At 43.2% G+C, this 11,450-nt stretch carries 9 protein-coding genes; 4 read left to right on the forward strand and 5 right to left on the reverse strand.

Annotated elements, in window-relative coordinates:
• Nucleotides 1-170 precede the first annotated feature (170 nt).
• Entirely contained in the window at nucleotides 171-2,912 is a 2,742-nt protein-coding gene (alaS, locus tag MusilaSJ_RS26310) for an alanine--tRNA ligase (protein ID WP_274987727.1), read from the forward strand.
• A gap of 349 nt (nucleotides 2,913-3,261) precedes the next feature.
• On the opposite strand, the gene MusilaSJ_RS26315 is transcribed toward alaS, so the two are convergent.
• The gene (locus MusilaSJ_RS26315) at nucleotides 3,262-3,774 is read right to left on the reverse strand and encodes a hypothetical protein (protein ID WP_274987728.1); all 513 of its coding nucleotides are present in this window, start codon (nucleotides 3,772-3,774) and stop codon (nucleotides 3,262-3,264) included.
• Nucleotides 3,775-4,059: 285 nt separating this feature from the next.
• Between MusilaSJ_RS26315 and gatB the strand changes: the two genes are divergently transcribed.
• The 3 genes from gatB (at nucleotide 4,060) to MusilaSJ_RS26330 (ending at nucleotide 7,471) form a co-directional block, all read left to right on the forward strand.
• Complete coding sequence (gene gatB, locus MusilaSJ_RS26320) at nucleotides 4,060-5,529, forward strand: Asp-tRNA(Asn)/Glu-tRNA(Gln) amidotransferase subunit GatB (RefSeq protein ID WP_274987729.1); 1,470 nt, start codon at nucleotides 4,060-4,062, stop codon at nucleotides 5,527-5,529.
• Entirely contained in the window at nucleotides 5,530-6,675 is a 1,146-nt protein-coding gene (locus MusilaSJ_RS26325; RefSeq protein WP_274987730.1) for a TlpA disulfide reductase family protein, read from the forward strand.
• A 106-nt stretch (nucleotides 6,676-6,781) separates the two neighbouring features.
• Nucleotides 6,782-7,471 (forward strand): response regulator transcription factor, encoded by a 690-nt coding sequence (locus MusilaSJ_RS26330; RefSeq protein WP_274987731.1) that lies wholly within the window; start codon nucleotides 6,782-6,784, stop codon nucleotides 7,469-7,471.
• Nucleotides 7,472-7,559: 88 nt separating this feature from the next.
• Here the strand turns inward: MusilaSJ_RS26330 and MusilaSJ_RS26335 are convergent, their stop codons facing one another.
• From MusilaSJ_RS26335 to MusilaSJ_RS26350, 4 genes are all read right to left on the reverse strand, one after another.
• Nucleotides 7,560-8,036 carry a hypothetical protein gene (locus tag MusilaSJ_RS26335; RefSeq protein WP_274987732.1) on the reverse strand — a complete coding sequence of 159 codons (477 nt, stop codon included), beginning with the start codon at nucleotides 8,034-8,036 and terminating at the stop codon, nucleotides 7,560-7,562.
• 116 nt (nucleotides 8,037-8,152) lie between these two features.
• A complete protein-coding gene (locus MusilaSJ_RS26340; protein WP_446725126.1) occupies nucleotides 8,153-8,554 on the reverse strand; it encodes a DUF7674 family protein in 402 nt (133 codons plus the stop codon).
• An 86-nt stretch (nucleotides 8,555-8,640) separates the two neighbouring features.
• Nucleotides 8,641-9,807 (reverse strand): aldose epimerase family protein, encoded by a 1,167-nt coding sequence (locus tag MusilaSJ_RS26345; RefSeq protein WP_274987734.1) that lies wholly within the window; start codon nucleotides 9,805-9,807, stop codon nucleotides 8,641-8,643.
• A gap of 43 nt (nucleotides 9,808-9,850) precedes the next feature.
• Nucleotides 9,851-10,903: a UDP-glucose--hexose-1-phosphate uridylyltransferase gene (locus MusilaSJ_RS26350; protein WP_274987735.1), complete on the reverse strand. Its 1,053-nt coding sequence runs from the start codon at nucleotides 10,901-10,903 to the stop codon at nucleotides 9,851-9,853.
• Nucleotides 10,904-11,450 lie beyond the last annotated feature (547 nt).

Raw genomic sequence — 11,450 nt, forward strand, 5'->3', positions numbered from 1 at the left:
TGGAGAGCTTGCCAAGCATTTGTGTGGAAATTTTTCAGTATGAGATTAGTAAAACAGATCGGTTTATTTTAAACACGATTTCCCCGGGGTAAATATGATGTAATTAATAAATAAATCCGAAATCGAAAATCCGATATCCGAAATAATTGAAAATCCTATCTTTGCTTCCTATGACTGCTACTGAAATACGACAGGCTTTTCTTGATTTTTTTGTTTCAAAGGGACATACCATCGTTCCTTCGGCTCCAATTGTAATTAAAAACGATCCAACCCTGATGTTCACCAACGCGGGGATGAACCAGTTTAAAGATATATTTTTAGGCGAGGCGGCACCCAAGGCCTCCCGCGTGGCGGATACCCAGCGTTGTTTACGCGTGTCCGGCAAGCACAACGATCTGGAAGAGGTGGGTATCGATACCTATCACCACACCATGTTTGAAATGCTGGGCAACTGGAGCTTTGGCGACTACTTTAAAAAAGAAGCCATTGCCTGGAGCTGGGAGCTGCTTACCGAGGTGTACAAGCTGCCTAAAGACCGCCTGTATGTTACCTACTTTGAAGGCGACGAAAAGGAAGGCCTTGAAGCTGATACTGAAACCTATGAATTATGGAAACAGTATGTAGCGGAAGATCACATCCTCCGTGGTAACAAAAAAGACAACTTTTGGGAAATGGGCGAGACTGGTCCGTGTGGTCCTTGTTCAGAGATCCACTTTGATAGCCGCCCGGATAATGAGCGTGCCGAAGTAAACGGCGCCACTTTAGTTAATGCCGACCATGATCAGGTTATCGAAATCTGGAACGATGTATTTATGCAATTTAACCGCCTTAAAGGTGGTGTATTGCAACCGTTGCCTAACAAACATGTGGATACCGGGATGGGTTTTGAGCGTTTGGTACGTGTATTACAGGGCAAAACATCCAACTATGATACCGACGTTTTTCAACCAATGATCCAGTTTATTGCCGATAAATCGGGCAAGAAATATAACAGTGCCGCCAAACCCGGCGATGCCGATTGGAACGATGCTGTAGCTATGCGCGTACTGGCCGATCATATCCGTGCTATCAGCTTTGCTATTGCTGATGGTCAATTGCCTGCAAGTAACAAAGCGGGGTATGTGATCCGCAGGATTTTGCGTAGGGCGGTGCGTTATAGCTATCAAACTTTAGGTTTTAAGGAGCCTTTCTTTAATCAGTTGGTGCCGTTATTGGCCGAACAGTTTAAGGGAGTATTCAATAATCTTTTCGAGCAAAAGGATTTTGTGCAAAAGGTGATTTTGGAAGAAGAGTTATCTTTCTTGAGAACGTTGGAAAAGGGGTTAAGGAGATTTGATGACTTACAAGAAGAAATTATAACTAATAGTCTCGAGAAATTCCCTTCTACTCCAAAGACTTTTTCAAGCACGGAAGAAGTTATGAAGGCTATTCAAGATACGGCTAATGCGGCTGCGAATTCTCAAATTGTTGTGCCGGGAAATCTCGCATTTGAACTGTTAGATACTTACGGCTTTCCAATTGATTTGACGGAATTAATCTCAAGAGAAAAAGGATGGATAATTGATATGGAAGGTTTTAATTTGGCGCTACAACAGCAAAAAGAACGTTCTCGCGCTGCCACTGCTATCGATACCGGCGATTGGATCGTCCTAAAAGATGACGAATCTGTAGAGTTTACTGGTTACGACGAAACCGAAACCATTGCCCATATTGTAAAATACCGCAAGGTAACTGCTAAGGGCAAAGAACAATACCAGCTGGTATTGGATAAAACACCTTTCTATGCTGAAAGTGGCGGCCAGGTAGGGGATAAGGGCGAACTGGTTTTTCCTGATGGGGAGATCATCCAGGTTACGGATACTAAAAAAGAGAACGGACTGATAGTTCATTTTACGGATAAACTGCCGCAGGATATTGACGATGCTTTAACAGCCATTGTTGATCCCGCCTTACGCAGCCAAACCAACAGTAACCACTCGGCTACGCACTTGCTGCATGCTGCCATGAAACAGGTGTTGGGCAGCCACGTAAATCAAAAAGGCTCATTGGTTAATGCAGATTACCTGAGATTCGATTTTTCGCACTTTGCTAAAGTTACTGATGAAGAGCTGGCGCAGATCGAGGCCATCGTAAACCAAAAGGTGCGCGAAAATATTCCGCTTAAAGAAGAGCGCAGCGTATTGTATGCCGAAGCTATTACCAGTGGCGTAACCGCTTTGTTTGGTGAAAAATATGGTGAATACGTACGTGTGATAACTTTTGATGACAACTTTAGCAAGGAGCTTTGTGGCGGTACACATGTGAAAGCTACCGGACAAATTGGTTTCTTTAAAATTATTGCCGAAAGCGCCGTAGCCGCCGGTGTTCGCCGTATTGAAGCTATTACCGGTGTTGCTGCCGAAAAATATATCGTTACTCAAAATGCTTTGGTTAACCAGTTAAAAGAACTGCTTAAAAATCCAAAAGACCTTTCAAAAAGCATTGAAGGTTTGCTGGACGAAAACGCTAAACTGAAAAAAGAGATCGAAAAATCGATCCTTGAAAAATCATCAGGCTTAAAAACTGAGCTGGCCCAAAAAGCCGAAGCTATTGGCGATATCAATTTCATCGCCCAAAAAGTAGCCCTGCCTAATGCCGACGCGGTTAAAAACCTGGCTTACCAGCTTAAAGATATCGTATCAAACCTGTTCCTGGTGCTGGTTGCTGATTTCGATGGCAAACCAGGCATTACTGTGATGATTGCCGAAAACCTGGTGAAGGAAAAAGGCCTGCATGCCGGTAACATTGTTAAGGAACTGGCAAAAGAAGTTAAGGGCGGCGGTGGCGGTCAGCCGTTTTTCGCTACCGCAGGTGGCAATGATATAAGTGGATTGGATAATGTACTGGTGAAGGCCCGGAGTTTTGTAGGGTAAAAGGCTGTCATGCTGAGTGTTTAAATCCGGAGGCCTCTGAAGGTGAAATGACAAAAGAGGGCCTGTCAGTCTGAGCCTGTCGAAGACTCGCGCGCAGAGGCCTACCCACCATGCTTCGACAGGCTCAGCATGACACCCGTTTTAAGTTGTCATGGGTAGGGCCTCTGCGCGCGACCCTTCGACGGGCTCAGGGTGACAGGCCCTCTATAGCAAATAGCATTTCACCGTTCCAACCGGATGTCCAAATTCCCATGACGTGGTGTATAGATAATCTAATAAAAGTAAAAAGACCGCTAAACAGAAGCGGTCTTTTACTTATATACTTTTTTGGGGAAAGCCTGTTGGACAATTAATGGTGGTGACCATTTTTGTGTACACGGTGATCTGCTCCATGGCTACGTTTAACTACCTTTGTTTTCGGCCTTGAATTATGGTTTACAACCTTAGTGCGGTTAACCACATGTGTGCGGTTTACCACCCTGGTGCGGTAGTTGTCTCGCACTATAACATTCTTTGTACCGCGATAGCGGGCATAGGTATCACGGTCGTGCGTAAAATAGGTATACGCTCTTGGGCGGTTTACGGCCACTTTGTAACCTGTTGCAATGCTGTAGCTGGCATAACGAGGTGGCAATGATCGCCTCCAAACCCAGTTTCCGCCATCCAAATAAACATATTGATGAGTAGGGACATAATAGTAGCTTTCTACATCGGGTAAGTAGTAATAATTAATACCGGCATATTCGGCGGGTGGGTTCCATAAGCCAACGTTTAAATTTACACTTACCTGTGCATTTGTCCTGGTAACCGAAGCTGCAAGAAAAAAACATCCTGCAAGCATTCCTAAAATTAATTTTTTCATGGTGTCTGTCTAAATATGAACACTTATTCAATTTCTGTGCCTGACAAATAAATAGACGGCGACGGGCACAGAAAGTTTAATCATGCTGATGACAGGCATGTTTGAATTGAATATTTCCATCAACTGATCTCCAATCATCGGGTATAATCTCTATAACCCCTACCTTACAACTATATAATTGCACTTTTACCGTTGTTTTAAAAGCAAAATGGTGCTGTTACTGTATTAATCTTTATATATTTGACTTTTATACATCAGTAAAATCATAGCTGAATTTTTATTTTTATGACAGTTCTCGCAGACGGGGTAGCTGAAAAGTACGAGTTGGTGATAGGCCTCGAAGTACATGCACAGCTATCTACATCAAGTAAGGTATTCTCGGCAGATTCGGCTGCCTTTGGTGCCGAACCTAACCGCCATGTTAGCGCGGTATCGCTGGGGCATCCCGGCACTTTGCCCTTTATTAATAAAAAAGCGGTTGAATATGCCGTTAAAATGGGCCTGGCCTGTAATTGCACTATCAACCTGAATAACAGCTTCGCCCGTAAGAATTATTTTTATGCCGATCTGCCTAAAGGCTACCAGATCAGCCAGGACCACGCGCCTATTTGCCTTAACGGTTATGTGCCCGTGAAACTGGCCGATGGCACAGAAAAGAACATAGCCCTGCACCACATTCACATGGAAGAGGATGCCGGGAAAAGTATGCATGATCAGCATCATGCCGATTCACTGATCGACCTGAACCGCGCTGGTGTACCGCTGGTGGAAATCGTATCTGAACCGGATATGCGCAGCGCCGAAGAGGCTGGCCAGTTCCTGACCGAAATGCGTAAAATTCTCCGCTATCTTGATATTTGCGATGGTAACATGGAAGAGGGCAGCATGCGCTGCGATGCTAATATTTCGGTGCGGCTTAAAGGGGCAACTACCTATGGTAACCGTTGCGAGGTAAAAAACCTTAACTCTATCCGCAATGTGCAGCGCGCTATTGAACATGAGTTTGTTCGCCAGGTAAACATTATTGAAGCCGGCGGTCACATCGATCAAAATACGCTGAACTTTAATGCCGATACCGGCGAAACCTCAGTGCTCCGCTCAAAAGAAATGGCCAACGATTACCGCTACTTCCCCGAGCCGGATCTGCCGCCTTTGAAGCTTAGCAATGAATATGTAGATAACATCCGTAAAAGCTTGCCTGCACTGCCCGGACAGTTGTATCATAAGTACACTGAGCAATTGGGCTTAACCGCTTATGACGCGTCGGTTATCACCGCTGATAGGGACACAGCCTTTTATTTTGAATCGCTGATAAAACATACCGATCATTATAAAGCCGCTGCCAATTGGCTCATGGGGGCTGTGCGCTCATACCTGAATGATCATAACCAAACCATTGGTAACTTTGCTGTTACGCCGCAAAACCTTGCCGCACTCATCAAACTAATTGACACCGGGGTGATAAATAATTCTGTAGCTTCGCACAAATTATTCCCTGCCATGATCAAAGAGCCCGGCAAAAAACCGGATGATTTGGCTAAGGAACTTAACCTGCTGATCAGTGCCGATGGCGATGATGTGACCCGTTTTATAAAGGATGCTATCGCCAAATATCCTGATAAGGTTAAGGAATACCAAAAGGGCAAAAAGGGCGTTTTAGGCCTGTTTATGGGCGAGATCATGAAAAGTTCAAAAGGGAAGATCGACCCACAGAAAACTAACCAGCTATTGATAAAGGAATTAGAAGCTAAGTAAATGAAAGTTAAAAATATGGCTGCCGGCGCGTTGTTATTGCTTAGCGCGGGCATGTACTCTTGTAAAAACGAATCACAATTTAGTGTTTCGGGAACTATCAAAAATCCGGGTAACCTTAAAGCTGTTTATTTGATTGAGGCCGATAGCTCGGGCTTAAAGGTTGTTGATTCAACTTCGTTAGGCGAGGGCGGTAAGTTTGAGTTTAAGCATGTGGCGCTTTACCCAAACCTGTTTAAACTTCGGGTAGGCAATACCGGTACGCAGGGTAGTGAAATGCAGGGCGAAAACCTGTACGATTTCATTGCTAAAAATGGCGACGATATTGAGTTTGAAACAGACAATAACAGTAAGAACCATGAGTATACTATCAAAGGTTCTGATGATTCGGATAAGATAAAGGAGTTTAACCGCATCAGTAATCTTTACGGTGATAAAAATGCTAAGCTTTTTGCCGAATACCAGGAAAAATCTCGCGGTGAGCGGAACGATTCGCTGCTGAAGATATACATGCCTATATTTTTAAAGAACGTGAATGAAAGCGGCGAGGCAGTTTTAAAATTTGTGAACGATAACAAAAAATCGCTTGCGGGCTTTTATGCAGCTACCACGCTCGATCCTACCAAATACGAAGCCCAGCTTATTAAATTTGCCGATGAAATCAGGGGCGATTTTAAAGATAATCCTACTGTACAAAAGTTTATCGCGCAGATGGATAAGGCTAAGCCGATATCCCTCGGTCATAAAGCGCCCGGGTTTACCGTTAACGGTATTGATGGCAAGCAAATTAATTTGTCTGATTACAAAGGCAAATATGTAATGATTGATTTTTGGGCTTCATGGTGCCAGCCTTGCCGCCAGGAAAATCCTAATGTGGTTAAACAATACAATGCCTTTAAAGATAAGGGCTTTAATATTTTAGGAGTATCGCTTGATAAAGACAAAGCGCCATGGCAGAAAGCTATCAGCGATGATAAGCTTACCTGGGCCCATGGCTCGGATTTAAACGGCTTTGAAGGCCCTACAGAAAGGCTTTACCATATTGAAGCTATTCCTTCAAATTTTATTATCGATCCGCAGGGAAATATTGTTGCCAAGAATATTACGGGGGCCGATCTTGAAGCTTTTTTAAATAAAACATTTAAATAGCCTCAACTTAGGGTTAATATAAGGTAACGTTTAACAATTTGTTAATATTATCTTAACTATTAGCTGTTGTAAAGCGTATACTTTTATACAAAAAAATTAACGCAACATGAGCAGCACCGCAAAACAGAAAATACTTATTGTTGATGATGAACCGGATATTTTAGAACTGATTGAGTATAACCTCAAAAAGGAAGGTTACCAGGTGTTTTTAGCACGTAACGGCCAGGAAGCTGTTGCCGAGGCAAAAAAGGCCCTGCCTGATCTGATTGTACTTGACATCATGATGCCTAAAATGGATGGGATAGAGGCATGCCGCATTATGCGCACCATGCCCGAGTTTAAAAATACCTTTATGGTGTTTTTAACAGCCCGCAGCGAGGAGTATTCGGAAATTGCAGGTTTTAACGTAGGTGCCGATGATTACATTGCAAAACCTATCAAACCACGCGCGCTGGTTAGCCGCATAAACGCCATACTTCGTCGTAATGCTCCTGCCGAAGATGTAATTGATAATAAACTGGAAATAGGCGACCTGGTTATTGACCGCGAAGCTTACCTGGTTTATAAAAACGGTGTTAAGGCTGTATTAGCCAAAAAAGAATTTGAACTGTTGTACCTATTAGCTTCGAAACCCGGCAAAGTTTATACCCGCGAGGTGATCCTTAAAAACATCTGGGAAGATTCGGTAGTGGTTACCAACCGTACCATCGACGTACACATCCGTAAACTGCGTGAAAAACTGGGCGACGATTGCGTTGCTACTGTGAAGGGCGTGGGTTATAAGTTTGAGGCTTAAGCGCCCGGCCCCCTGAAGAGGGAGTTTATAATATTAAAAAAGCGATTGGGTTGTCCAATCGCTTTTTTTGTGGCCAAAGTGTTTTGCATTACTTCGAGGCGGCAGTAGCTTTTTTCTTAACTACTGTAGTTGCTTTTGCGGCTACTGCTTTTTTAGTTTCTGTAGCGTCTGTTTTTGCTTTAGCTGTAATAGCTTTTGCCTTAGTTGCTGCCTTTGCTTTCACATCAGCCACAGCTTTTTTAGCGGTTACTGCTTCATCTTTTGCTTTGGCGGTAATGGCTTTAGCCTTGGTTTCGGCTTTGGCTTTTACTTCAGAAACTGCTTTTTTTGCTTTGGTGGTTACCGCGTCGGCTTTTTTAGCTGCTGCGGTTTTAGTTGGTGTTGCTTTTTTGGTAACCGGGGCTTTTTTAGCGGTTACTTTTTCCTTTATATCTTCTATTTTTTCTTCGGCTGCTTCTTTTACGTCTTCGGCTGTATCTTTTGTGCCTTCCCAAAGGCTTTCAATTGTTTCCTTAACCTTCTCGAAAAATCCCTTTTCTTCGGGTTGGGTTGAATTATTACTCATGATGTTTTTATGGATAGGTAAACAAATTGTTAATTAATTAACTATTTAACCTCAAAAATTTTAGGTTTGTTTTAAATCCGCTTAATAAAAACATCATAGTGAATAAAACATCCGAATCAGGAATAGCCATGTTTTACCTTGTCGTTTTGCAGGCCGTATAAACCATCTATAGCTTTCAAAGTAGCTTCGTCAAGCCGTTGTTTCAGGAGCGGCCTGATTTCGATATATATATCCCGTTTAACCCATAGATGCATGGCCTGAAGTGTTTCGGTCGTATCACCCAGATGTTCATAAAATGATACTCCGGCGGCACTCCATAGCTCTTCGGACTTTTGTCTGAAACACCATTCGGCAAAATCATAGTTCTTTTTGAGCTGCGTAGTATCATTGTTGCGATGTGGGGCAACGGTTGCGGGCAGTAATTCCATGAAAACGGTATAAATAGAGGTTTCAGGATCTTCGAATTCTCTTTTAGAGGCAGGTAGGCATTCAATTGCCCTTTTTCGCCAGGCGCTCATTTTGTATATATAAGGTTATATCTGGAACTAATATAAAGTAAAAAGTCCCGCCATTGGGCAGGACTTTTGTATAAAAAGGTGTTCAATTATTTTACAACCGAAAACTTATAAAGCGATTGCGTTTTATAGGTGTCGCCGGGTTTCAATTCCGTAGAAGGGAATTGCGGCTGATTTGGTGAATCAGGGAAATGCTGGGTTTCCATAGCAAACGAAGTACGGTACTCGTCTTTGATACCGCGTTTCATCACGTTTTTAGCCTGCATAAAGTTACCGCTGTAAAACTGTAAGCCGGGTTCTTCGGTAAATACCTCCATTTTTATACCGCTTTTATCGCCAACAACTGTAGCGATAGGAGTGCTCAGGTCATGTTTGTTAAGCACAAAGTTGTGGTCGTAACCTTTACCATCTTTTAACTGCACATTGTCTTCGTTAATGCGTTTACCAATGGTTTCGGGCTTGGTGAAGTCAAATGGAGTACCTGCAACTTTTTCAAGTTTCCCGGTAGGGATCAAGCCTGCATCAACCGGTAAATAATTATCAGCATCTATCTGCACCAAATGATCAAGGATTGTACCGCTGCCTTCGCCATTCAGATTAAAAAACGCGTGGTTGGTAAGGTTAACAACCGTTTTTTTATCGGTAGTGGCTTCGTACTGGCATTTAAATGAGTTATCGTCGGTAAGGCTGTAAATTACCTTAACATTAAGGTTACCGGGGAAACCTTCTTCCATATCTTTTGAAAGATAGCTAAGCTCTACGGTAGATGAATCGATCATTTTACCATCCCATACCACTTCCTGGAAACCATGTTTGCCACCGTGCAGCATATTGGGTGTATTATTAATTGACGATTGATAATCCTTACCATCTATCTTAAAATGGCCTTTGGCAATACGGTTGCCGTAACGGCCAATGGTAGCGCCATAATAGCGTTCGGTTGATTTTTCAAAACCATCCACATCATCAAAACCCAAAACAACATCGGTTAACTTGCCGTTTTTATCGGGCACCAACAGGCTTACCACACGGCCTCCATAATTGGTAATGGTGGCAATAATGCCGTTTTTGTTTTTAAGGGTAAATAAATGGGTTTGTTTACCATCGATTGTTTTTTCAAATGCTGATACAGTGGTTTGGGTGCTATCCGCCATAGTAGTGTTTTTCTGTGAGGTTGAATTTTGATTACAGGCAGCCAAATATAGGCCACAAGCAGGTAAAATTGTTAAAGAAATACCTTTAATTAAGTTTCTCATAAATAGGATGGTTATAGTTGGGTTTAAAAATAGCGTTTTTTCATTATTCCCTCGTTTTATAATGGATCTCACTTAAACCACGCAATTTTTCAGCAGCAAACTCTGCCGTGATATCGCGTTGCGGATTGGCCAGCATCTCATAACCTACCATGAACTTTTTAACCGTGGCCGAACGCAGCAAAGGTGGATAAAAATGCATATGCCAGTGCCAGTAGGGATGATCGCCCGAATTAACCGGTGATTGGTGCATACCTGCCGAATAAGGGAACGACGTTTCAAACATGTTATCATACCTGATAGTGAGCCTCCTGATGGCATCGGCAAGGGCATGTTTTTCCTGCTCGGTAAAGTATAAAATGCTGGTTACATGCCTTTTGCTTACAATCATAGTTTCATATGGCCAAACAGCCCAAAACGGCACAAGCACAACAAAATGTTCGTTCTCAAAAACTATGCGGTCCTGCTTTTTAAGTTCCAATGCAAGGTAATCGGCTAAAAGGCTTGTCCCTTTTTGCTCAAAGTGGAGCTTTTGCTGCTGGGTTTCTTTGGCTACTTCAACGGGCAGGCTGTTTTGCGCCCAGATTTGCCCATGTGGATGCGGGTTGCTGCAGCCCATAATATCGCCCTTGTTTTCAAAGATCTGGATGTGTTTGATCCACGGAAAAGAAGCCAGGTCCTCAAACTCCGTCTGCCATACGTCAACCACTTTGCTAATCTCTTTGGTGGTCATCTGGGGTAGGGTAAGGTCATGCCTCGGCGAAAAACTGATTACCCGGCAAATACCTTTCTGACTGTTAGCGACCAGCAGTTCATCTTCATTTAAACCGCCGTCAGGAGTATTTAGCAGCAGCGACGAATAGTCATTGGTGAAAACAAAGCTCCCTTTATAATCAGGGTTTTCGCTGCCATCGGCCCTTTTGTTTGTGGGGCACAGGTAACAGGCCGGATCATACTGCGGGCGGTCGTCGGCTTGTGTAGCCTCAACTTTGCCTTGCCAAGGGCGTTTTGTACGATGCGGTGATACCAGGATCCAGTCGCCTGTTAAAATGTTTAACCTACTGTGAGGATGCTCTTTAAGATCAAAATTTGTGTCCATTAGTTTAAAATCAGGTAATAATTGGCTTATACATGTAAGGTAGACAGTTATACCTTAGCGATTTCAAAGTTGGTAAAAATAAATGTAAATCATACATTTAAAATAAATTTTTCTAAATAAATAGTTACGGTAGAAAGATTGATAGGATTTGTAGAAAGGAGAGGGGATTGAATAAGGAAATACTTCGGTCATCCTGGGTAGAGAGAGCAGTCTTGCACGGTGGGCATAAAAGGCGAAAGAGATGGGTCTCGCTAACCACTACAAGTTAAAAAGGGTGTCATGGGTAGTGATTTAAATCCGGTGGCCTCTGAAGGTAAAATGACATCTGCGTCACGTCATTGCTGTAAGTAATGAAGCAATCCCCGACAGGCTGGTAACGGGCTTCATTAGTATCTAACTTACATCGTCGCGCTCTTGGCCGCGCGGGGCCAGTTACTTTTGTCGCCACAAAAGTAACCAAAAAGGCTTGCAGCAGAGAGGCTTCTTTGCGCACAACCCGGCCCCAAAGCCATCGGCGCGGCCTTCACCCTGCAAAACGAACAGAACC

The sequence above is a fragment of the Mucilaginibacter sp. SJ genome, from assembly GCF_028993635.1.
In the GTDB taxonomy this organism is placed as follows: domain Bacteria; phylum Bacteroidota; class Bacteroidia; order Sphingobacteriales; family Sphingobacteriaceae; genus Mucilaginibacter.